Raw genomic sequence first — 22,711 nt, 5'->3', positions numbered from 1 at the left:
CGCCAGGGGCCTGCGGGTATATTCCGAGGGCCGGCGGCGCAGACCCTGCCTGCCCGTTCCGCCTTTGCGTCCCGCCGCCTGGAAGCGGTTCCAGCGCGACTTCCGATCCGCCCCTCTTTCGACCCCCTATGGCCGCCGACAACCCGACCCCCGACTTTCAGGACGATTCGTTCCCGCCCGCGCCGCTGCCGTCCGACGACGGCGGCTTCGTTGCGCACCCGCTCCTGACGCCGGACGAGACCGGCGGCGACGGCGCGCCAGAGGCTCGCGCAAACGACGCGGCGCCCACAGAGGCCTCTGGCGAGACCGCCATCGAGGAGATCACCGAGTCCTACGACGACGCGTCGCCAGAGGCCAAGCTGGACGCCGAGGCCAAGGGCCCCGAAGGCGACCTGGAGGTCACGCCCGTCGGGCCGGAGGACTTCGACCCGGACGAGCTCAAAGCTGTGCTCCGCACGATGATGACCTCGCGCAAGCTGGACGACAAGATGCTGACCCTGCTCAAGCAGGGAAAGGGCTTCTTCCACATCGGCAGCATGGGGCACGAGGCGGCGCAGGTCGCGCTCGCGACGCACCTCAAAGGCGGGCACGACTGGTTCTGCATGTACTACCGCGACCTGGGCACGTCGCTCGAAGTCGGCATGACGCCGGCGGACGTGCTACGGGCGCACTTCGCCAAAAAGGACGACGTGTTCGGCGGCGGCCGCCAGATGCCGGAGCACTTCGGCCACCGCGGCCTCAACATCATGACGACGTCCTCGTCGGTCGGCGCGCAGTTCGTGCCGGCGGTCGGGTTCGGGCTCGCCATCAAGCGCGACGGCGACAACGGCGCGGGCGAGAAGAAGGTGGTCTACGTCTCCGGCGGCGACGGCTCCACGAGCCAGGGCGCCTTCCACGAGGCCATGAACTGGGCCGCTCGCGAGAGCCTGCCGGTCCTCTTCCACGTGCAGGACAACGGCTACGCCATCTCCGTCCCGCGCTCGGAGCAGACCGCCAGCGGCTCCATCTGGCCCATCCTTGGCGGCTACCCCGGCATGGCCCGGATGCGTTACGACGGCACGGACTTCTTCGAGAGCTACGCCGTCGCGCAAGCGGCCGTCGCGCACGCCCGCGCGGGCAACGGGCCTGTGGCCCTCCACGCCGACGTGGTGCGCCTGCTCCCGCACTCCTCCTCGGACGACCACAAGAAGTACCGCACGGCCGAGAGCATCGAGGCCGACGCCAAGCGGGACCCCATCGCGAGCTTCTCCGCGCGCCTCATCGAGGCCGGCATCATGACCGACGCCGAGGTGGAAGCGCTGCGGACCGAGGTCGCCAAGGAGATCGACGCGCTCGCCAAAACCATCGAGGCCGAGCCCGACCCGGACCCATCCGAGGCGACGACGCACGTCTACTACGAGGGCGAGGACACGCGCGAGTACGAGGCCTCTGGCGAGACCGGCGACCTCGTCGTGATGGTGGACGCCATCAACCACGCGATGGACGAGGAGATGGAGCGCGACGAGCGCGTGCTCGTCTACGGCGAGGACGTGGGCGGCGGCAAGGGCGGCGTCTTTACCGCCACGCGCGGCCTCACGGCCAAGTACGGCGACCGCTGCTTTAACTCGCCTCTGGCGGAGCACAGCGTGATCGGCAGCGCGGTCGGGCTCGCCGCAGCGGGGTACAAGCCCGTCGTCGAGATCCAGTTCGCGGACTACATCTGGCCTGCGATGCAGCAGATCCGCAACCAGGTCGCCAGCTTCCGCTATCGCTCGCGCGGTGAGTGGGCGTGCCCGATGGTGATCCGCGTGCCCGCAGGCGGTTACATCCACGGCGGGCTCTGCCACAGCCAGAACGTGGAGGCCATGTTCAGCCACTTCCCCGGCTTGCAGGTCGTCATGCCGTCCAACGCGGCCGACGCGAAGGGGCTGCTCAAGAGCGCGATCCGCGGCGAGGACCCGGTGATCTTCTTGGAGCACAAGGCGCTCTACCGCCAGGGGCCCGCCCGGCGCCCCGAGCCCGGCGCGGACTACCTCACCCCGCTCGGCAAGGCTGCCGTCGCGCGCGAGGGCTCGGACCTCACCATCGTGACGTGGGGCGCGCTTGTCTACAAGGCGCTCAACGTGGCGAAGGCGTTGGAGAAGGAAGGCGTAAACGTCGAGGTGATCGACGTGCGCTCGTTCATGCCGTTCGACACCGAGACGGTTCTCGCGAGCGCCAAAAAGACGGGCCGCGTGCTCGTCGCGTATGAGGACCACGAGTTCATGGGCTTCGGCGCCGAGATCGCCGCGCAGATCTCCGACGCCGCGTTCCCGTACCTCGACGCGCCGGTCAAGCGCGTCGCCGGCGCCTTCTCGCACATTCCCTACGCGGACCCGCTCGAAAAGGTGGTCCTTCCGCAGGACGACGACGTGATGGAGGGCGCCCGCGCCGTTCTCGCGTACTAGACGCCCGCCCCCGTCTGTTTCACGCGCCAGAGGCCCCGGTCGCCTCTGGCGCGTTCCCGTTTCTGCCCCTCTCTCTATGCTTCGCCTCTCCCTTTTCGCCATCCTTCTCCTCCTCGCCTCTGGCGTGAACGCCCAGGGCCAGCTCGTCTTCGAGACGCCGCGCCACGACTTCGGCACGTTCACCGAGGGCAAGACCGTGACGCACACGTTCCGCTTCACCAACGCGGGCGATGCGCCTCTGGCGCTGAGCCAGGTGGAAGCCTCCTGCGGCTGCACCGCGCCACGCTGGACAAGCGAGCCCGTCGCGCCCGGCGCCAGCGGTGAGGTCACGGTTGCCTTCGATTCCGAGGGCCGGTCCGGCCCGTTCGAGAAGACCGTGATGGTCGCCACGCCAGAGGCCGGCGTGGTCACGCTCCGCATCCTGGGCGAAGTGACGGCGGCGTTCGTGGGTGCGGGCGTCGAGATGGGCGCGCTGACGTTCGACCGCGAGCGCGCCGAGGTGCTCCCCGTGCCGGGCACGCCGGTGCAGGAGGTCTTCCGCTTCCAGCACACCGGCGACCGGCCCGTGCGCATCGCGAGCGTGACGGCCTCTGGCGAAGGCGTGCGGACGGTGTTTCCGCAGCGCCCCATCTACCCCGGCGACGTTATGGCCGTGATGGCGATGATCGATGAGCCCGCGCGCGGGCAGACGACCGAGGTCACGCTCACGCTGGACACCGACGACGCTGCACAGCCGGTCAAGACGCTCCATCTCATTGCGACGGTAGAGTAAGACCGCCTACCAAAACCCTACTGGTGTCATCGCGAGGAACACAGTGACGCGGTGATCTCGTCACTCAACCCTCGGCGTGTCGAGATGGCTTCGCTTGCGCTCGCAACGACAGCCGGTTCTGTTAGGGCTGTTCTAAAGGAACGGCGCGCCAGAGGCCTCCGAACCCTCGCGCACTCGTTCCCGCCAGCGGCGCGTTCTCGGAGCATGACCCGATTCCTCGCGCTCGCCTCTCTGTTTCTCGCGCTGCCTCTGGCGGCGCTGCCTGCCGTGGCCCAGTCCGATGTGGAGGGGCCGTTGAACCGCGTGCTGGGCGCCGTGGTGCAGCCCGATGGGCGCGTGAACTACGCGCTTCTTGCGCGCTCGCACCGTGCCGACCTGGACGCGGCGCTGAGCGCTATCGCGAGCCAGGACCCCGGCGCGCTCCGGACGGACGCGCAGAAAACGGCGTTCCTCGTCAACGCCTACAACGCTCGCGTGCTGGAGCGCGTCCTCGCACACCCCCGCGCGACGAACCTGGAGCGCCAGTCTCTCTTCGGTGCCTTTTTCGAGACGCCGTTCCCCATCGCCGGGACCCGCGCAACGCTCAACCAGATCGAGCACGGCGCGCTCCGGCGCCAGAGGCAGGTGGATGGCGGCGGCGTCCCCGCCGGGCTTCGCGCGCTGCGCCCGTCGCGGCTGGATCCTCGCATCCACGTTGCGCTCAACTGCGCGGCCCTTTCGTGCCCGCGCCTCCAGCCGCGCGCGTTTTCGGCGTCGTCGCTGAACGCCACGCTGGACCGCGCGATGCGCGAGTGGACGGGCTCCAGCCGCTTCGCCACCGCCTCTGGCGGGACCGTGACGCTCTCCTCGCTCGCGGACTGGTACGGCGCCGATTGGGAAACACGCCAGAGGCCCCTGGGCGACGCGCTCCTGGCGGCGATGCCAGCCAACCGCCGCGATGCCGCCGCGATCCGCTCGGCGCTTCGCGGCAAGACGCGCGCCCAACTCAAGGCCGCACGCGACGTGCGCTTCGCCTACGACTGGACCGTCAACCGCGCGCGCTAGCCTCCTGCGATGACGGCGCGGCCTCTGGCGCCAGAGGCCTGGGCGGCGGATCTTGAGGGCTCACAGCCTCTGGCGTCATGCCCGCTCGCGTCCTCCAAGTCAACGTCTCCGATGGCGGCGTCCCCAAGCGCGCGGTGGGTTCGGCGCACGTCACCCGCCTCGGGTTGGAGGGCGATAGCGTGAACCACCCCAAGGTCCACGGCGGCCCGGAGCGAGCGGTTTGCCTCTTTCCCGTCGAGTTGATCCAGACGCTTCAGGACGAGGGGCACCCCATCTTCCCCGGCGCGGTGGGGGAGAACCTGACGGTCGCCGGGCTGGATTGGAGCGTGCTGGACGTCGGCAGCGAGATCGAGGTGGGCGACGATCTGCGCCTCCAACTCACCTCGCGCGTCGAGCCGTGCAGCACCATCAAGGCCTACTTCGCGGGCGGCAACTTCAAGCGCATCAAGCCCGACCGCGTGCCCGGCGAGACGCGCTGGTACGCCCGCGTCCTTCAGGAGGGCGAGGTCAAGCCGGGCGATCCGGTGCGCGTCCCGGCGTAGTCTGCTCGCCAGAGGCCTCTGGCGGATCTCCGTTTGGCGTGGGATCGAGCCGTGCAAGCTCTGCGCGTTCGCGCGCCGCGGCGACGAGCCACGTGAGGACGAGGATTACGGCCGCACCCGCCACGAGCCCGTCGAACAGGGTCCACATCGCGCCCGCCAGAGGCCACGCTGGATTGCCGGTCGCCCACACGGCCGTGCACGCTGCGATGACGACGAGGCGGAGTTCGGTCGGCCCCAGGCCGCCCGTCGGCGCGAGGCGCAGCACGCCTCTGGCGGTGGCGACGACAAAAGCGAAGCCGAAGTGCGAGAGGTAGCCCGCGAGCGCGGCGAGCGCGAGCCACGGCCGCACAAGCCCCGAGGCCGCCAGCCCGCCCAGGAGGAGCCACGCCGAGATCGCGTCCGATGTGTGGTCCACGAACGTGCCGTAGCGGGGCCGCTCAATCCGCCTCTGGCGCGCGAGCGTGCCGTCCAGACTGTCCGCCGCCCAATGCGCCACGAGCGCAAGCGACGTGAGGTGCAGCCACGCGAGGGCGCCCGTGCGCCCCGCGAGCACGAACCCGAGACCGCCCACCATCGCCGCGGCGATCCCCGCGCTCGTCAGCACGTCGGGCGTGACCCACAGCGGCAGCCGCGCCGCCATGCGCGGCAGCGCCCACCGCTCAAAGCGGCCGGTCAGGGTGCGGATCTCTCGGTCGTGGGCCATCGGCAGGGGAGGGGGCGCGAAGGTAGCGGGGCGCAGAGGCCTCTGGCGCCAGAGGCCCGGGAACCGAGAACGCGACGCACCCTTCACAGGAGCCCCTGGCGCGGCCGGGTATCTTCGCGCCCTCACCTACCCCCATTCCCGATGCGTCTCGTCCTCTTCGGCCCTCCCGGTGCGGGCAAAGGCACACAGGCCAAGCGGCTCGCCGAGCAGCACGGCCTCGTGCACCTCTCCACCGGTGACCTGTTTCGCGCCGCCATCAAGGCGCAGACGCCCCTGGGCCAGGACGCCGACCGCTACATCCGCGACGGCCTCCTCGTGCCCGATTCCGTGACCAATGGCCTCGTCGCGGAAAAGCTGGAGGAGATGGACTACGACGCCTTCGTGCTGGACGGCTACCCGCGCACGATCCCGCAGGCCGAGTGGCTCATGCAGCACCTCGCCGATCACGACGCGCCGATCACCGCCGTCGTCAGCCTCGTCGTCCCCGAGGAGGACATCGTGACGCGCCTCTCGCGCCGCCGCACGGATTCGCAGACGGGCGCGATCTACCACCTCGACTTCAACCCGCCGCCAGAGGACGTGCCCGCCGACCGGCTCGTGCACCGCACGGACGACCACCCGGACGCCATTCGCACGCGCCTGGGTGAGTACCACCGCGAGACGCAGCCGCTGGAGGTGTTCTTCCGCGAGCGCTCCAGCTTTTTTGAGGTGGACGGGACCGGCGCACTGGACGACGTGCAGGGCCGCGTCGCCGACGCCATCGCGGACACCCGCGGGCTTTCCGGCATCTAGCCCCACCACACCCTGAGCCTCTGGCGCCAGAGGCCTCCGCGCCGCGCGCAACCGCCGAGGCCGCGCCTGGAATCCGGGCGCGGCCTCTCGCGTTCGTGACGGCCTCCGCTTTCCCACGCTTGTGTCCAGCCTTCCGCCCGCCCTCGCCTCCGCCGTCGCTGATGTCGACGCCGCGCTCGACGTCCTCGACGTGCCCACCACGCCAGAGGTGCTCTACGCGCCCGTCCACCACGCGCTGCGTGGGCGCGGCAAGATGTGGCGCCCCGCCATCGTGCTCCTCACCGCCGAGGCGTTCGGGGGCGCGGACGCCCGCCGCCGCGCGATGCCCGCCGCGCTCGCGACCGAGGTGTTCCACACGTTCACGCTCGTCCACGACGACATCATGGACAAGTCCGCCACGCGCCGCGGCGCGCCGACGGTCTACGCTGAGTGGGGCACGAGCACGGCCATCCTCGCCGGCGACCTGCTGTTCTCGCTCGCCGGCGACCTCTTGCGCCGGACCGAGACGGACCGCCTGGGCGACGCGCTCGAATCCTATCACGCGATGGTGGCGAGCCTCTGCGAAGGCCAGGCGCTCGACCTCGCCTTCGAAACCCGCCACGACGTCACGCCCGACGACTACCTCGCGATGATCGACGGCAAGACGGGCGCGTTGCTCGAACTCGCCTTCGACCTCGGCGCCCTGATCGGCGGCGCGTCCGACGACGAGCGCCGCCGCCTCCGCGAGGCCGCCCACGCCCTCGGCCGCGCCTTCCAACTCCAGGACGACGTGCTGGACATCGCCGCAACCGAAGCCGACCTCGGCAAGCCCATCGGCGGGGACCTCCGCGAGGGCAAGCGCACGTGGCTCCTCCTGCGCGCCATCGAGGCCTCTGGCGAGGAGGGACGCGAGGCCGACCGGGCGTTTTTCGACGGCGCCCTCGACGGTGGCCTCGCGCCAGAGGCCATCGGCGACGCCCGCGAGCGTATGGAGCGGCTTGGCGTGCTCTCCGAAGCCTCTGGCGAGGCGCAGGCTTACGCCGCGCGGGGCGAAGCCGGTCTGGACGTGCTGCCCGCCTCTGGCGCGGCCGACGCCCTCCGCGTTCTCGCCCACGCCCTCGCCACGCGCGGCAAGTAGACGCCCGCCGCCTCGTCGCGCCGCTTCGCCAGAGGCCACGCGGCTATCTTCGCCGCTCTCCAATCCGTCCGTCCCATGCTCACACGCGAGGTCACCGTCCGCAACCGCGCAGGGGTCCATACCCGGCCCGCCTCGATGATCGTCCGCGAGGCCGCTCGCTTCGCCGCGGAGTTCTTTATCAAGAAGGACGGCTACGAGATCAACGGCAAAAGCATCATCGGCGTGATGACGCTCGCGGCCGAGCAGGGCGCCACACTTGAACTCCAGTTCGACGGCCCCGATGAAGCCGACGCCGCCGACGCGCTCGAAGCGCTCTTCGAGTCCGGCTTTGGAGAGCCCGTGTAGTGAGGGGCTGGGTTTCGGAGGCTAGGGACTGGCAGAAAGCCTCCTGTCCGCTCCGAATCGCTCGCCTCTGGCGCCAGAGGCTCTCCGTAGGAGATCTGTCTCTGCGAGCCCCCGTCCCCACCCCTTAGTCCCCAGTCCCCACCGATGCCGCTCCCTGAACTCCACGACGCCGCGGACGCCGCCGCTCAGACGCGCGGGGAGATCGTCGTGGACGGCATCGGCGTTTCGCCGGGCGTAGCGGTGGGGCCGGTGTATTTGTACGCGGGCGGGGCGTACCAGGCGGATCCGCAGGAGTTGGGAGAGGACGAGATCGAGGCGGAGGCCGAGCGGTTCGAGCGGGCCATCGCGCGCAGTGAGCGTGAGTTGGGCAAGATCCGCCTGATCGCGCGTCAGAAGCTCGGCGACGGCTCGGCAGGCATCTTCGACGCCCAGGCGCTCATCCTCCGCGACAGCCAGTTCTACGACCGCGTCCACGACTTTATCCGCAAGCGGCGCATGGGCGCCGGCTGGGCCACGCAGGAAGTGCTGGACGAGCACCGCCAGAGGCTCCTCGCCAGCGACAGCCCGCTGCTCCGTGACCGCGCGGGCGATTTTTTCGATGTGCAGAACCGCGTGCTGCGCAACCTCCAGCATGGCCGGGCGGTCTCGCGGATCGACAAGAACCGCATCGTTATCGCCAAGAACCTGACGGCGGCGGACGTGCTGCTGTTCAGCCGGCACGGCGTGCTCGGCGTCGTGCTAGACCACGGGGGGCCGACGAGTCACGTCTCCATCATGGCCCGCGCGCTTGGCGTGCCCACGTCGGTCAGCCTCCACGGCCTGGCCGCGCAGGTGAACCCCGGCGACGAAGTGATCGTGGACGGCTTCTCCGGCCGCGTGATCGTCAACCCGACCGACGAGACGCGAGAGGCCTACACGGAAAAGCAGGCGCGCTTCGCGAACCTGGAAGCCACGCGCGACGAGGTGGTCGCCGAGCCGTCCGAGACCGCCGACGGCCACCACGTCTCGCTCCAGGCGAACGTGGAGTTCCCCCAGGAATTCCCGCTCCTGCACACCTTCGGCGCCGAGGGCGTAGGCCTGTTCCGGACCGAGATGCTGTTCCTGACCCAGGGCCGCGCTCTGGACGAGGAGCAGCAGTTCGAGGTTTACCGAGATGCCGTCGCCGCCGCGGCGCCGCACGCCGTCACGTTCCGGTTGTTGGACCTCGGCGGCGACAAGGTGTTGCCCATGGCGCGCCGCGAGGCCAACCCGTTCCTGGGCTGGCGCGGGCTCCGCATCCTGCTAGACAAGCCTGAGATCCTGCGCCCGCAGATCCGTGCCATCCTGCGCGCCGCCGCGGCCTCTGGCGAGACCGACGCGCCGGCCCGGCTGCTCCTGCCCATGGTCTCGTCGTTGGACGAGGTGCGCCTGACGCGCGCGGCCATCCGCGAGGTGATCGCTGAGTTGGAAGAGGCGGGAGTGGAGCACCGCAGCGACATCCAGGTCGGCATCATGGTGGAGGTGCCCGCCGTGGCCCTTATGGCAGACCGATTCGCTCGCGTCTCGGACTTTTTCTCCATCGGCACGAACGACCTCACGCAGTTCACCCTCGCCGTGGATCGCGGCAACGACTTGGTGGCAGGGCGCTACCGCGAGTTGCACCCGGCCGTGCTCGGCCTCATCGCGCAGACGGTGGAGGCCGCGCACGCCAGAGGCATCCCCGTCAGCGTCTGCGGCGAGATGGCCGCCGATCCGCGCATCACGCCGCTCCTCGTCGGCCTCGGCGTTGACTCGCTCTCGGCCAGCCCGGCGTACCTCTCGCTCGTCAAGCGCGTGCTCCGCGCGCTCACCATGGACGAGGCCCGCGACCTCGCCACACGCGCCCTCCGCCAGCCCGACGCCGACGCGGTTGGTCGCCTGCTGGACTACTGGCTCGTCTGCCACAACCGCGACCTCGCCGCGCTTCTCGGCGCCGACGACGCTGTTCGGCGGTAGGTAAGAGGCTTGTGGGGAGTGGCCAGTAGGGAGTGGTCAGTAGGGAATGGCCAATGGCGGATGCGCGCCCGGCCTCTGGCGCCAGAGGCCGGTTGGATACGATGCGCCGGGGCCAGTGCTGCACGTCGCCTTGCCTCCGGTGTCACTTGGAGCGTCCCTCTTGCATCCGGGCACCGTCCCCACCCGGCGTCATTCCCGCGAAGGCGGGAATCCAGAGTACCGGGCAAATTTCCCGCCGGCCGGATTCGCGCCGGACGCGCGCCAGAGGCGGTCCCGTTGCATCGCTCCTTCCTGAGCGTTCGAGACCGGCGCCCCCTGGCAGTCGTCACCCTGAATTCCCGCGTGCGCGGGAATGACGATATCTAACGAGTGTTGGCCCTGCACAGGGGAAAGGGAGTCGGTTGACATCGCCTCGTTCGACATCGCCAGGAGCCTCTGGCGCTTCGCTCTCGAACACATCCGCAGCGGCCTCTACGGATTCCCGCGCCCGTGCCGATACTGAGCCTCTGGCGCGGCGCTCCGCCAGAGGCCGTATCCCTCCATCGCGCATCCCTCTATTCCTCTCCGTCCCATGCCCCGCTCCCTGTTCGACGCCGACCTCGATCCCCAAGACATGCGCGGCGCCATCGCCGCCTTCCCGGATCACCTCGCCGAGGGCTGGCAGCGCGGCGCGGACGCGCACGCCTTCGGCCTCGACGCCGATGACCTCAACGGCATCGTCGTGCTCGGCATGGGGGGCTCGGCCATCGGCGCCGACTTGGTGCGCGCGCTTGCGGCGCCAGAGGCCACGGTGCCGGTGGTGGTGAACCGCGCCTATGACCTACCCGCGTGGGTGGGAGAGCGGACGCTCGTCATCGCGTCGTCCTATTCCGGCGGGACGGAGGAGACGCTGAGCGGCTTGGATGCCGCCGAGGCCTCCGGTGCGCGGACTGCTGCGATCACATCGGGCGGGCCTCTGGCGGAGCGCATGGCCGGCCGGCCGGTCGTGACGATCTCGGGCGGCTTGCAGCCGCGAGCGGCGCTGGGCTACTCGCTCGGCGTGCTCCTCCGCGCCTTTCGCGATGGGGGACAGCTTTCGCTGACGGACTCCGAGTTTTTGACCGCCCTCGGAGAGGCCCGCGAGCGTGCCGACGCCTACAACCAGGACGACCGGAACAACCTCGCGCGCGAAGTCTCCGGCGCGATGGAGGGACACCTGCCCGTCGTCTACACCGGTCCCGGCCTGCTGGAACCCGTTGGGATGCGCTGGCGCACGCAGATCCACGAGAACGCGAAGCATCCCGCCTACGGCAATGTCTTCCCCGAACTGGACCACAACGAGATCATGGCCTTCGAGTCCATCCCGCCAGAGGTCTCGGACCGGATGCAGATCCTCGCGCTGACCGACGCAGGCGACCACAAGCAGGTGCGTCGTCGCTTCGAGATCACGCGAGAACTCGTCGCGCGGAGGGTCGCCGGCTGGCGCGAGATCGAGAGCGAATGCGAGACGCCTCTGGCGCGGATGCTCTCGCTCGTGCAGTTGGGAGACTGGGCCAGCTTCTGGCTCGCCATGCGCAAAGGCGTGGACCCCACGCCCGTGGAGACGATCCAGAAGCTCAAGGGCGTCCTCGCGGGGTAGCCTCTGGCGCCAGAGGCGGGGCTTGACCAACGCCAGGCTCGCCAGAGGCCGCCGCACCGAAGCCTCTGGCGAGCGGCGCGGCTACTTCTTGCCGGGGGCGGGCGCGACGTGCTTCGCGTCCTGAATCGCCTTTTTCTGCTTCTTCGTCGCGGCCGACTTCGCGTCGTGCTGTTTGGACTTCTTGTTCGTGGACTTCGGTGATTTGTCGCCCATGGGGGTGTGCCTCGTGGAGGCGGTTGGTCCGGGCAACGTAGGGGGGCGGGGGCCGATCTCGACGTGCGCGCGGAAAGCTCGCGCGGCGCCAGAGGCCTCTGGCGGTTGCTTCTAACTGCTGTACCACATTGCGTTGCGGTAAGGAGCGTGCTCGGGGAACGCGGCCACAAAGATGTCCTCAAGTCGCCTCTGCTTGACATCCAGGTCGATGTAGGATGACTGGGGGCCTGTGGACATGAACGCGAACGCATTTGTGCGCGAGCCGACCCTCATCGAGATCACCGGGGTCGTAAAGTCATGGAAGTAGACCACCCCTCCATATCGAGCATCTCCTGTGCTCATCGCTCCTCGCGCTTCCAACTCCGACAACAACCGGGAGCAACCGCCTCGCACCGGGACGTCTAACGCGTTAAGGAAGGGAATAGGCCGAGAGCTGCTATCTGGCGGCCGAACTCCGAATGTGTAGACTGTAGCAGAGCATCCAGAAGTGTCCTGAATAATCTCGATCGACGTTCCTCCCCAATGAATCCGCGCGACGCGATCTCCCGTCGATTCTGAGATCGGGCCCAGTTCTGCGGCTGCGAAATCTGCGACACACCCATCCATCATGTGGGCATACGCTCTTCCGCACCTTCGCTCAATGTCAGAGGGTGATTCGAGCAGAGGTGCGCATCCCGGGAAAAGGGTGGCGGCTAGTAGGCAGAGCAGTTGACGGGACATGAAGGTCACTCTCATTCACAGATACTACAGAGGTTCGGTCCGGCTGGCCTAACCACCCACCCGCCTCTGGCGCCCGCCCAGCGCACATACGGCCGGCTCAGCGTTGTGCCCTTGCCCGGCCAGAAGACCGGCCCTATCGTGCCTGTGGAACCCCACCCGGCACATGTTCGCTCGCGCTCCCCGGCCCGGCCCTCGCGCCCGGGCCGGTTTCGTCTCTTCCCGCATCGCGCCCCTGGCGGCGGCGCTCACGCTCGCACTGGTGGTCGGGCCTCTGGCGCCAGAGGCCGACGCGCAGGGCTTCGGGCGAAATAAAGTTCAGTACGACGACTTCGACTGGCACATCCTGGAGACCGAGCACTTCGACATCTACTACTACCCGGAGGAGCGGGAACTGGCCGAGATCGGGGCGCAGGCGGCAGAGGAGGCGTACGTGGAACTGGAGAACCGCTTCGCGTTCTCGTTCAACCACCGGGTGCCGATGCTCTTCTACGCGAGCAACCTGCACTTCAAGCAGACCAACACGACGCCCGGCTTTATACCGGACGGCGTGGGCGGCTTTTTCGAGTTCCTCAAAGGCCGCGTGGTCATCCCGGCCGATGGCAACGTGCAGCGCTTTACGCGTGTCGTCCAGCACGAGCTGGTGCACGTGTTCACGTTCAACAAGCTCGCGCGCGTGCTCCGGGACCACCGCCGCCCGGTGGATCGGTTCGTGCCGCTGTGGTTTACCGAGGGCTTGGCGGAATACTGGAGCGGCGAGCCGGACCACCAGCACGAGATGATCATCCGCGACGCCGTCGCGTCCAACTTCTTCGTACAGCTCGACGACATGGACCGCATCGCGGGCTCCTTCGTGATGTACAAGGAGGGCGAGGCGTTCTGCCGCTTCGTGGCCGAGACGTACGGCGAGGAGCGCATCCTGGACCTAATCGAGAACTCCTGGCGCGACGACGACTTCTCCAAAGTCGTGGAGTACGTCATGGGCGAGGACTTCCACGTCGTCTCGGACAAGTGGTGGACGTGGATCCGCGAGCAGTACCTCCCCAAGCTCGAAGACGCCGACGTGCCCTCGCTCGCCTCGCGGCCTGTGGCCGCCAGAGGCGCGCACTTCAAGCCCGTTGTGCACACGTGGCCGGACGGGCGCCGCGAAGTCCTGAGCGTCGCCAACCGCGGCGGCTACTCCGAGATCCTCGCCACGCCTGTCGGCGCCGACCTGGAGCCTCTGGCGAAGCCCGAGGTCATCGTCCGCGCGGGCAAAAACCTGGACTACGAGGCGTTCCACCTCTTCGAGAGCCGGATGGACGTCAGCGACGATGGCCTGCTCGCGTTCGTGACCAAGCGCGGCGAGCGCGACGTGATCCACCTCCACGATCTCCGCCAGAGGCGCCGCGTGGAGATGCTGGGCTTCGACGAACTGGTGGGCATCTACTCGCCCACGGTCTCCGCAGATGGGCGGCAGGTCGCGTTTACGGGCATTGGCCGGAACGGCCTGGCAGACCTCTTCCTCTACGACCGCGACGGCGGCCCGGCCGGCGCGGGCCTCTTGCGCCAGCTCACCCGCGACGCCTACGACGACCGTGACCCCGACTTCTCGCCCGACGGCCTGAGCCTCGCGTTCTCGTCCGACCGCACGGCGTTCGCGGGACCGGGCACGCCCATCTTCAACATCTTCCGCTACGACCTGGAGACCGACGAGATCGGCTACATCACCTCGGGTCCGCAGGTGGACGTGGCGCCGCGCTACAGCCCGGACGGCCAGCACCTCGCCTACGTCAGCGCGCACCGCGAGGCCGACGGCAAGTTCAGCGCGCAGAACCTCTGGGTGGCGGACCTCTCGCCAGAGGCCCCGCTCGACGAGCCGTTCGTGACGGCCAGCGCCGCCCGGCGCCTCACCGCTCCGGCCTCTGGCGAGACCGTAACGGTCGCCTTCGCACCCGACTCCGATACCTCCGCCGAGCCTCTGGCACCGGGTTCTGCCTCTCGCGGGATGGCCCCGCCCGCTGTCGAGGTGCGCCAGCTCACGGAGTTCACCGGCGCCGCCTACGACCCGTTCTGGGCCGACGACAGCACGCTCGTGTTCGCCGCGTTCGAGGACTTCCGCTGGACCGTTCGCGCCTTCGACGCCGACTCCGCCTTTGCGCAGCCGCGCCAGAGGCTCGCGGTCACGGCGCCCGCGCCGAGTGAGGCGTGGGAGTACCCGCGCTATGCGGTGAGCGACACGACGCGCGCCCGGCCATACAAGCGTCGCTACGCGCTCGATGTGGCCGGCGGCTCTTTTGCGACCGCCGCGACGGCGGACTACAACGCCGGTGGCGCTGCCATCGCGTTTTCGGACATGCTGGGCGATGACCGGATCTACGTCAGCGCCTACAGCTCCAGCCGCATCGGGCGCTCGTTCTTGGACGGGCTGAACGTTTCCGCGACACGCATCCATGTCGGCCGCCGCGCGAACGTGGGCTATGGCGTCTTCCGCCGCGCCGGCCCGCTCTTCGACCGCGGCGACCCCGACCAGGTAGACGCGATCCCGAGCTACCAGCAGATTCACGGCGCGCTAGGACTCGTGAGCTACCCGCTCTCCACGTTCCGCCGCGTGGACCTCTCCACGTCGCTGGGCTACAGCTCCAAGGAACTCCTCGGCGACCTCGACGGCAGCGGAGGCCTCCAGTTCGACACGCTCAAGACCCTGACGTTCTCGAACTACATGGCGCTCGCGCACGACAACGCGCTGTATAGCATGTTCGGCCCCATCGACGGCTGGCGCGCGAACGCCGGCGTGGGCTACTCGACAGACCTGCTCCAGTCAGCACTGAGCTATTACACGCTGAACGCGGACGTGCGGCACTACGCCCGGATCACGAACGACATCACGTTCGCCTCGTGGGGGCTGGCCCGTGCAAACGTCGGCCGCCGCGCGCGCTACAACCTGATCGGCGGCTCGTGGTCCGCCAGAGGCTTCCCGCTGCTCCGCATCCGCGCGCAACGGCTCCTCTTTACGTCGCAGGAGCTCCGCTTCCCCATCGTGAAGGCGCCGTACCTGATCTCGCCCGTCCTGGGCGCCTTTGGCGTGGCGGGGCTGAAAGGCGCGCTGTTCGTGGACGCCGCGCACGCGTGGAACGAGGACGGGACGGGACCGGACCTGTACAACCTCAACAGCCAGACCATCGGCAAGACGTTCGGCTCGGTCGGCGCTGGGGCGCGGCTCAACCTCTTCGGCGCCTTCGTGCTCCGCTACGACGTCGGCTACCGCTTCTGGGACGGCTTCCAGTTCGACGAGCGCGAGCCGTTCACGCAGTTCTTCTTCGGGTACGACTTCTAGATGCCGACTCTCCCCGAGCCCGCTCCCTCACGTCCCGCCTCTGGCGCCAGAGGCCTTGCCGTCGCGCTGTGCGTGCTGGCCGTGCTCGCGGGCTGCAACACCGTCAAAGTGAACAAGCCCTTCGGCGCGGCGGCCGCGCCGGAAGCGGCTCCCGCCCCGCCGCTGGAGCAGGTGTGGCGCATCAACGCCGAGGCCGGCTTCGGGCCCGACGCGCCTTTGGTGACCGACGACGGCCGCATGGTCGTCGGCACGCGCGATGGGAAAGTGTTCGTGTTCGACGCGGCCTCTGGCGAGGGCGCGGGGAAAGGCGAGGTCGGCGAGGCCATCGAAGGGCCCATCGCGGTCTCCGGGCCGATGATGTACATCCCGCTGACCAAAGAGCGCGGCGGGCTCTTGGCCTACAATGCCGTGACCGCGAGTCGCGCGTGGGCCGTCCGCGAGGGCTCGTTCATGGCCGGCCCGCTCGTGATGGGCGCGCTGATCGTCGCTGCGACGAACGACGGGACGGTCCTCGGCATCGACCGCTTTGACGGGGCGGTCGCCTGGCGCCAGAGGCCCGACACGACGGCGCAGATCCGCGCGACGCCTCTGGCGATGGGAGCTCTCGCCATCGTGGCCGATACCGAGGGGACGGTCCGCGCCTACGACCCAGTGTCGGGTGACATCGCCTGGACCGCCGACGCGGGCGCCCCGATCTACCGCACACCCGCGACCGACGGCGAAACGCTCGTCGTGCCGACCACGCGCGGCCGCGTCGCGGCCTTCGGGGCCAGAGGCGAGCGGCTGTGGAGCGCACAGGGCGCGCCGCTGGCGCGTTGGGGGACGCCCTCCATCGCCGACGGGATTGCCGTCGCGGGCGCGACGGACGGGACCGTAACGGCATGGGACGTACAAACGGGCGAGCAGCGGTGGACGACGAGCTACGACGGTGGCGTGGGCGCCGCCCCGTTGGTTTCCGGCGGGATGGTATACGTCGGCACGTACCGCCGTGAGCTGATCGCGCTCGACGCGGCCTCTGGCGACGAGCTCTGGCGCGACGAACTCCGAGGCCGCATCTCGGCTGGACTCGCTTCGGCCGACGGGACCGTCGTCGTCCTCGCCGAACCCTACTACATCTACGGCTTCCGGCCCGCCGGGGTCGCCACCCGCTGACCATGCGCCAGACCCCCATGCGCCTGTTGACCCTCGCGTTCCTGTTCGCCTCTGGCGCCGCCGCGGCGCAGTCCCCGGGCTACCTCGCCATCGAGACCTCGACGCCAGAGGCACTCGTCGTCGCGGACGGCGTGGTGCTGGGCGCCGCGTCCGAAGGGCCGTTCGCGCTCGCGGCGCAGACCTACGCCGTCGCGCTCGTGGAGGCCGGCGTGGGGTGGGACGCGCGCCGCGCGGATGCGAGCGCAGCCGTGGCCTCTGGCGAGACGCTGACGCTCGCGCTGGACCTCCCCGTGAGGACGCGCATCGAGTCGCTGCCGCTGCACGCCGAGGTGCTGCTGGTCCACCCCGATGGCACGCAAGAGGCCCTCGGCGTCACGCCGCTCGTGCTGGACCGCCCGGAGCCGCTCCGTGGTCGGCTGGTGGCCTCGTTGGACGGCTACGCCGATGCGTCCGTCGCCGCGCCAGAGGCCGGCGGCAAGGTCGCGCTCGTCCTCCGGCCGGATGGCGCGACGGAGGCGGACCTCGTCGCGTACGCGCTCCCCACGCAGCGACGCAACACGGCGCGGACGGCGCTCGACATCGGCTTCGGCGTTGCAGCCATCGCCGCTGGCGCCGTCGCGGTGCACTACAAGTTCCAGGCGGACGCCGCCGACGACCAGTACCGCGGCACGACGAGCATGCTGCGCGGCAACGACGACCTCCGCGACGACGCGATCCGCTACGACACGATCTCTGGCGTCGCGCTCGGCGTCTCCACCGCCAGCCTCGGCATCCTCGCGATCCGCTTCGCGATCCGGTAGAGCGACGGGCCTCTGGCGCCAGAGGCGCATCTTCTGGCGAGGGCGTACGTCTCGACCCGCGAACCCCTCGCCCGACCGATGCCTGCTTTCCTCGCCACCGCGCTCCTGTTTATGCTCGCCATTGGCGGATGCCGCGCCGACGCGGCCCCTGACGATAGCGACGCGCCAGAGGTCACGTTGCAAGACTTCCAGCGCGTGGCCGGAACGCCGGTGCTGACGGCAGACCTGGGCGCTAGGGTCACGTCGGAGAGCTCGCGAGGTCGCTCCTCGTATTCTGACCCGTCAGGCGCGACCGTCAACGTGTTGTTCTACGACACCGAGGCCCGCCAGGGCCGCTGGCTCTTCCCGAGCAACGCGGCGCGCATCCTCGACCGCCGAGACGTGACAGCGGGGGAGACGGACACGCGCGCGGTCGTCTACACCGTCGTCGCGCGCGACACCGACGGCGACGAGCAACTGACAGCGAGAGACGAGCGCAGCCTCGTCGTCGTGTCGCCCGACGGGACAGGACGCCGCACGCTCGTGGAGCGCTTCGATTCCGACCTGGGCGATTTCCGGGTCTCGCCAGAGGCCGTCGTCTTCACCTACGCCTTTGAAGGCCAGCCTGCGGCGGTGGAGTTGAACCTCGCGGACCTCAGCAGCCGAGCCGTCGCGCTGCCCCGCGTGCCCGGCGTGGACGCCTAGACGGCTCCGGCCTCTGGCGCGCGCGGCAAACCTTCCCGGCTTCTCACACGCCGCGCGCCTGGGCTCCCGCGTACCTTCGCGTCCCCACTCCCGCGCCCCGCATGTCCCGCCCCGAAGCCCTCCAGAGCGCCCTCGACCGATACAAAGAGGTCCTTGCCGACATGTCGACGCCAGAGGCGGCGAGCGATCCCAAAACGCTCGAAACGCTCGGGCGCGAGCTTTCGGACCTGGAGCCCATCGCGCGGCTCTCGGAACGGCTGGACGAGCTGCGGCAGGAGGCGGCCGACCTGAAAGAGATGGCCTCTGGCGAGAGCGGCGAACTGGCCGAGATGGCCGCGATGGAGCTGGACGAGATCAAGCCGAAGCTTGAGGCCGCCGAGGCGGAGATGGAGGAACTCCTCGTCCCCAAGGACCCGACCGACGCGCGCGACGCCATCATCGAGATCCGGTCCGGGGCGGGCGGCGACGAGGCGGCGCTGTTCGCAGGTGACCTGTTCGAGCTCTACAACAAGTTTGCGGCCAACAAGGGGTGGAAGGTGGAAGTCATGGACCTCTCGGAGGGCACCGCAGGCGGCTTCCGAGAGATCACGTTCGCGCTCAAGGGCAAGGGCGTCTTCGGCGAGATGAAGTTCGAGGGCGGCACGCACCGCGTGCAGCGTGTGCCGAGCACGGAAAGCCAGGGCCGCATCCACACGTCGGCCGCGACCGTCGCCGTCTTGCCCGAGGCCGAGGAACTGGACGTCGAGCTTCGCGCCCAGGACATGCGCATCGACGTGTATCGCTCCTCCGGCCCCGGCGGGCAGAGCGTCAACACGACGGACTCCGCCGTCCGCATCACGCACATCCCGACCGGGTTGGTGGTGAGCATCCAGGACGAGAAGAGCCAGCACAAAAACCGCGACAAGGCCCTCCGCGTCCTCCGCTCGCGCCTCTACCAGCTCAAGCGAGACGAGGCCGACGCCGAGCGCTCCGCGATGCGCAACGAGATGGTGGGGTCCGGCGACCGCTCCGGCAAGATCCGCACCTACAACTGGCCTCAGGGCCGCGTAACGGACCACCGCCTGGAGGGGGACGACAAGAACCACGCGCTCCAGAACATCTTGGACGGCAACCTGGACCCCATCATCCACGCCCTCCACCTCGCCGACCGCGCGTCCCGCATGGACGACGCGGGGTAGCGGCCCAGTTGGCAGTGGGAAGGGACCAGTGGCAGAACCCTATGGCGCCAGAGGCCCCGGCGCTTCCGTGCGTAGAGCGAGGTGCGGCAGCGAGGCCCCTAGCGTGACATCCCGAGCGTGCCGAGGGATCTAGTCACCGGATGCCCGCACGCTGAACACGCCTCTGGCGTGAGGACCTGGCTAGATCCCTCGTCGCTTCGCTCTGTCTGGATGACACGTTGATGAGCGGGGAAGCACCGCACGCCGGCAGAGGCACCGCGCACCGCCAGAAGCCTCTGGCGTGGCAACGAGCCTCCCCGTGCATTGCCAGCGCCAGAGGTTACCAGGCGCTCTTCGCGCCTTCGATGGCGGCGTCTAGTTGCTCGTGCGTGACCTCGCCGTAGTTGAAGGCGTACGCGAGCCGGCCTTCGCGGAACACCCAGGTCGTGGGGATCCACGTGACGGGAAGGCCAAGGAACTGCGTGTCGCGGTACTCCTTCGGCGCGTCCTGCCCCACGCCGGGCTGCGCGACGACCTCGGCGCGCTCGGGGATGCCGTACGCCCGCAACGTGTCCAGGCCGCTGGCGCCAGAGGCCCAGAGCGAGACGAAGGTGAAGCCCACGTCCTCGTGCTCGGCGATGGCGTCGGCCAGGCCGCGCTCCAGTTGCGAGATGGAGTTGCCGCACCAGTCGGCCCAGAACACGACGACCTGGATGCCACCTCTGGCGACGGCGGTAGCGACGGCGCGCTCGGCGTCGGTGGAGGGGGGAGAAAACGGGAACTCAGACACAGGGATCAGTCGTGGTGCCAATCGCTCTGGGCGTCGGCGATGGCTTGGGAGAGAAGCACGGGCGAGACCTCGCCGTAGTTGAAGGCGTAGGCGAGCGTGCCGTTGCGGTTGAACACCCACGTGGTAGGCGTCCACGTGATAGGGCGCCCGAGGAAGACGACGGGCTTGCCGCCGGGATGCGCGAGAACCTCTACGCGCTCCGGCACGCCGTACCGCGCGAGCGTGGAGGCGCCGTCTTCGCCGTCGTTGCGGACGGTCACGTAGGTAAACGTCACGTCGGGGTTCGCGTCGACCACCTCGGCGATGCCCGAGCGGAGCTCGTTGATGGAGTTGCCACACCAAGGCGCCCAGAAATGGACCACGTGCACGCCGTCTCCAGCCACGATGTCGCGGACCGCCGCCTCAGCGTCGGACTCCTCGGCGGAGCCAGAGCCCTCGGAGAGCGGCGCCTCTGGCGTCGCATCGGCGGTGCGGATCGTCGTGTGATCGCGAAGGTCCAGCGCCTCAGTGGGCGCCTCCGGCGTGGACTGCGCGCACGCCGAGGCGGAGGCGAGGACGAGAGCGAAGATGAGAAAACGCATAGGGAGAGGGAGACGCCAGAGGCTCAAGATCGGTCACGTCCACGCCGCTGGCGCCGGGTCGGTTCGCCAGAGGCCTCCTTGGGCTGGCCGCTTCCGCCGCCAACCACGACGGCGATCTCGCCGCGGACTTTGGGGCGCGCCGCGAAGTCGGCTTCGAGCTCGGCGAGGGTGCCTCTGGCGGTCTCCTCGTGGAGCTTCGAGATCTCGCGGCAAACCGCGGCGGGGCGGTCGTCTTCGAGGTGCTCCCGGAGTTGGCCGAGGAGCTTGACGAGACGGTGCGGGCTCTCGTAGAGCACCATCGTGCGCGTCTCGGTTTCGAGCGCTTTCAGGCGCGTCTGGCGGCCCTTCTTGTGGGGCAGAAAGCCTTCGTAGACGAACCGGTCACAGGGCAGGCCGCTGGCGACGAGCGCGGGCACGAACGCCGTCGGTCCAGGCAACGCCTCGACGCGCACGCCAGCCTCGATGGCCTCGCGGACGAGGAGGTAGCCGGGGTCCGAGATGCCGGGCGTCCCGGCGTCGCTCACCAGGGCGACGTGCTCGCCGGCCTCCATCCGCTCGACGAGCGACGCGGCCTTGGCGTGCTCGTTGTGGATGTGGAAGCTGGTCCGCGGCGTGGTGATGCCGTAGTGCGTCAGCAGCACGCCGGTTGTCCGCGTGTCCTCACATGCCACCACGCTGGCCTCGCGGAGCACGCGGAGCGCGCGCATCGTGATGTCTTCAAGGTTGCCGACGGGCGTGGGGACGAGGGTGAGCACGGGATGCGGGATGCGGGATGCGGGATGCGGGATGCGGGATGCGGGATGCGTAAGGCTCCGCGGTGCCTGAAAAGTTCCGACCGCCTCTGGCGCCAGAGGCCCGCGCCGAACAGCTTCTCTCGGAACTCGGAACTCGGAACTCGGAACTCGCCAGAGGCCGCGGCTACTTCACCGATTGCCCGGGGAGCGACATCTGCCCGCCGGCGCGGATCTCGCCGATGCGTGCCGGGGAGCCCAGCACGATCAACGTGTCACCAGCGTCGAGCGGGACGGTCGCGTCGGGGTTGAACCGCCAGTCGCCAGAGGCCTTGAGCACGCCGACGACGATGGCGTTGTACCGGCGGCGGAAGTCCACCTCCACGAGCGAGCGGCCGTCCAGGAGGCTCCCTTCGGACACGCGGATCTCCTCCAGGTCGAAGTCCAGCGCGCCGACGCCGAGGACCTTTTCCATGAAGCGGTCCACGCGAGGCCGCAGGATGGTCTGCGCGATGCGGTCGGCGCCGATCTCCAGCGGGGAGATGACCTTGTCGGCGCCGGCGCGCTTGAGCTTGTTCAACGCCGACTGCTCGTTGGTCCGTGCGACGATGAACAGGCCGTCGGGACCGGCTTCTGGCCGGATCTCGCGGGCCGAAAGGGCCACGAACACGTTCGCGGCGTCCTGGGGGAGGACAAGGATGAGCCCGGCGGCGCGCTCAAGCCCGGCGGCGCGGAGGATCTCCTCTTCCTCGGCGTTCCCCTGCACGAAGAGGAAGCCCTGGTTCTCCAACTGCTCGGCGGGCTCGTCGCTGCGGTCGATCACGACGAGGTCGCGGCCGGCCTCGCGGAGGTCGGTCGCCACGCGCTCACCGATGCGGCCGAAGCCGCAGATGACGTAGTGGCCGGAGAGGGAATCGATGCGCCGTTGCATGCGCCGGGACCGGAAGTTGGCGTTGAGGACGATGATCTGAACCGCCCGCGTGGCGAGCGTGGCGAACGTACCGATGCCGACGGTGGCGATCACCATCGTGAACACGCGCCCGGCGTCGCTCAGCGTGCCGACCTCGGTGAACCCGATGGTGGTCAGCGTGATAAACGTCATGTAGAGCGCGTCCAGCAGCCGCATCCCTTCCAGGAGCGCGTACCCCGCCGTCCCGACGCCCATCAGGCCGGTAACCACCGCCGCGCCGACGGCAAGCTCGCGGCCTGCGCCAGAGGCCCGAGGCCGCGCCGCCAC

At 69.4% G+C, this 22,711-nt stretch carries 21 protein-coding genes; 14 read left to right on the top strand and 7 right to left on the bottom strand.

Translation table 11 applies throughout. From position 1 onward, the window contains the following. Window positions 1-128 precede the first annotated feature (128 nt). The 4 genes from BSZ36_RS20005 to BSZ36_RS09610 all read left to right on the top strand — a co-directional run bounded on the left by BSZ36_RS20005 (window position 129) and on the right by BSZ36_RS09610 (window position 4,784). Entirely contained in the window at window positions 129-2,426 is a 2,298-nt protein-coding gene (locus tag BSZ36_RS20005) for an alpha-ketoacid dehydrogenase subunit alpha/beta (protein WP_094548342.1), read from the top strand. A gap of 76 nt (window positions 2,427-2,502) precedes the next feature. Further along, on the top strand, window positions 2,503-3,198 hold the full coding sequence (locus BSZ36_RS09620; protein WP_094548341.1) for a DUF1573 domain-containing protein: 696 nt from the start codon (window positions 2,503-2,505) through the stop codon (window positions 3,196-3,198). 204 nt (window positions 3,199-3,402) lie between these two features. Next, on the top strand, window positions 3,403-4,242 hold the full coding sequence (locus BSZ36_RS09615; protein WP_179271118.1) for a DUF547 domain-containing protein: 840 nt from the start codon (window positions 3,403-3,405) through the stop codon (window positions 4,240-4,242). A 77-nt stretch (window positions 4,243-4,319) separates the two neighbouring features. After that, window positions 4,320-4,784 carry an MOSC domain-containing protein gene (locus tag BSZ36_RS09610; RefSeq protein WP_094548338.1) on the top strand — a complete coding sequence of 155 codons (465 nt, stop codon included), beginning with the start codon at window positions 4,320-4,322 and terminating at the stop codon, window positions 4,782-4,784. On the opposite strand, the gene BSZ36_RS09605 is transcribed toward BSZ36_RS09610, so the two are convergent. Next, window positions 4,750-5,487, bottom strand: coding sequence for a CDP-alcohol phosphatidyltransferase family protein (locus BSZ36_RS09605; protein WP_094548336.1), 738 nt, complete (start codon window positions 5,485-5,487; stop codon window positions 4,750-4,752). The two genes, BSZ36_RS09610 and BSZ36_RS09605, sit on opposite strands and share 35 nt — an antisense overlap. Window positions 5,488-5,628: 141 nt before the next feature. Between BSZ36_RS09605 and BSZ36_RS09600 the strand changes: the two genes are divergently transcribed. The 5 genes from BSZ36_RS09600 to BSZ36_RS09580 all read left to right on the top strand — a co-directional run bounded on the left by BSZ36_RS09600 (window position 5,629) and on the right by BSZ36_RS09580 (window position 11,333). Then, window positions 5,629-6,279, top strand: a complete 651-nt coding sequence (locus BSZ36_RS09600) for an adenylate kinase (protein WP_094548334.1) — start codon at window positions 5,629-5,631, stop codon at window positions 6,277-6,279. Window positions 6,280-6,400: 121 nt separating this feature from the next. After that, window positions 6,401-7,396, top strand: coding sequence for a polyprenyl synthetase family protein (locus tag BSZ36_RS09595; RefSeq protein WP_094548332.1), 996 nt, complete (start codon window positions 6,401-6,403; stop codon window positions 7,394-7,396). 75 nt (window positions 7,397-7,471) lie between these two features. Further along, window positions 7,472-7,741 (top strand): HPr family phosphocarrier protein, encoded by a 270-nt coding sequence (locus tag BSZ36_RS09590; RefSeq protein WP_094548330.1) that lies wholly within the window; start codon window positions 7,472-7,474, stop codon window positions 7,739-7,741. A 144-nt stretch (window positions 7,742-7,885) separates the two neighbouring features. Further along, on the top strand, window positions 7,886-9,715 hold the full coding sequence (ptsP, locus tag BSZ36_RS09585) for a phosphoenolpyruvate--protein phosphotransferase (RefSeq protein WP_094548328.1): 1,830 nt from the start codon (window positions 7,886-7,888) through the stop codon (window positions 9,713-9,715). Between the two features lie 571 nt (window positions 9,716-10,286). Next, window positions 10,287-11,333 carry a bifunctional phosphoglucose/phosphomannose isomerase gene (locus BSZ36_RS09580; protein ID WP_094548326.1) on the top strand — a complete coding sequence of 349 codons (1,047 nt, stop codon included), beginning with the start codon at window positions 10,287-10,289 and terminating at the stop codon, window positions 11,331-11,333. A gap of 81 nt (window positions 11,334-11,414) precedes the next feature. Here the strand turns inward: BSZ36_RS09580 and BSZ36_RS20000 are convergent, their stop codons facing one another. After that, a complete protein-coding gene (locus BSZ36_RS20000) occupies window positions 11,415-11,546 on the bottom strand; it encodes a hypothetical protein (protein ID WP_281253148.1) in 132 nt (43 codons plus the stop codon). Window positions 11,547-11,657: 111 nt separating this feature from the next. Next, window positions 11,658-11,783 (bottom strand): hypothetical protein, encoded by a 126-nt coding sequence (locus BSZ36_RS19995; protein WP_281253147.1) that lies wholly within the window; start codon window positions 11,781-11,783, stop codon window positions 11,658-11,660. A 646-nt stretch (window positions 11,784-12,429) separates the two neighbouring features. On the opposite strand from BSZ36_RS19995, the gene BSZ36_RS09570 reads away from it, so the two are divergent. From BSZ36_RS09570 to prfA, 5 genes are all read left to right on the top strand, one after another. Then, window positions 12,430-15,579 carry a peptidase MA family metallohydrolase gene (locus BSZ36_RS09570; protein WP_094548322.1) on the top strand — a complete coding sequence of 1,050 codons (3,150 nt, stop codon included), beginning with the start codon at window positions 12,430-12,432 and terminating at the stop codon, window positions 15,577-15,579. Next, on the top strand, window positions 15,580-16,731 hold the full coding sequence (locus BSZ36_RS09565; protein ID WP_094548320.1) for a PQQ-binding-like beta-propeller repeat protein: 1,152 nt from the start codon (window positions 15,580-15,582) through the stop codon (window positions 16,729-16,731). 2 nt (window positions 16,732-16,733) lie between these two features. Then, window positions 16,734-17,531: a hypothetical protein gene (locus tag BSZ36_RS09560; protein WP_094548318.1), complete on the top strand. Its 798-nt coding sequence runs from the start codon at window positions 16,734-16,736 to the stop codon at window positions 17,529-17,531. 78 nt (window positions 17,532-17,609) lie between these two features. Beyond that, window positions 17,610-18,215 carry a hypothetical protein gene (locus BSZ36_RS09555; protein WP_094548316.1) on the top strand — a complete coding sequence of 202 codons (606 nt, stop codon included), beginning with the start codon at window positions 17,610-17,612 and terminating at the stop codon, window positions 18,213-18,215. Window positions 18,216-18,316: 101 nt separating this feature from the next. Further along, window positions 18,317-19,393 carry a peptide chain release factor 1 gene (prfA, locus tag BSZ36_RS09550; RefSeq protein WP_094548314.1) on the top strand — a complete coding sequence of 359 codons (1,077 nt, stop codon included), beginning with the start codon at window positions 18,317-18,319 and terminating at the stop codon, window positions 19,391-19,393. A 319-nt stretch (window positions 19,394-19,712) separates the two neighbouring features. Here prfA and BSZ36_RS09545 read toward each other — a convergent pair whose 3' ends face one another. From BSZ36_RS09545 to BSZ36_RS09530, 4 genes are all read right to left on the bottom strand, one after another. Beyond that, window positions 19,713-20,162, bottom strand: a complete 450-nt coding sequence (locus tag BSZ36_RS09545) for a TlpA family protein disulfide reductase (protein WP_094548311.1) — start codon at window positions 20,160-20,162, stop codon at window positions 19,713-19,715. 5 nt (window positions 20,163-20,167) lie between these two features. Beyond that, window positions 20,168-20,743, bottom strand: coding sequence for a TlpA family protein disulfide reductase (locus tag BSZ36_RS09540; RefSeq protein ID WP_094548309.1), 576 nt, complete (start codon window positions 20,741-20,743; stop codon window positions 20,168-20,170). A gap of 23 nt (window positions 20,744-20,766) precedes the next feature. Beyond that, window positions 20,767-21,498 carry a 16S rRNA (cytidine(1402)-2'-O)-methyltransferase gene (rsmI, locus tag BSZ36_RS09535; protein WP_094548307.1) on the bottom strand — a complete coding sequence of 244 codons (732 nt, stop codon included), beginning with the start codon at window positions 21,496-21,498 and terminating at the stop codon, window positions 20,767-20,769. 163 nt (window positions 21,499-21,661) lie between these two features. Then, window positions 21,662-22,711, bottom strand: coding sequence for a potassium channel family protein (locus tag BSZ36_RS09530; RefSeq protein WP_143536835.1), 1,050 nt, complete (start codon window positions 22,709-22,711; stop codon window positions 21,662-21,664).

The organism is Rubricoccus marinus (assembly GCF_002257665.1).
In the GTDB taxonomy this organism is placed as follows: Bacteria; Bacteroidota; Rhodothermia; order Rhodothermales; family Rubricoccaceae; genus Rubricoccus; species Rubricoccus marinus.
The sequence above is the reverse complement of the archived record's forward strand: the minus strand, read 5'-3'. Positions and strand labels throughout refer to the sequence as shown.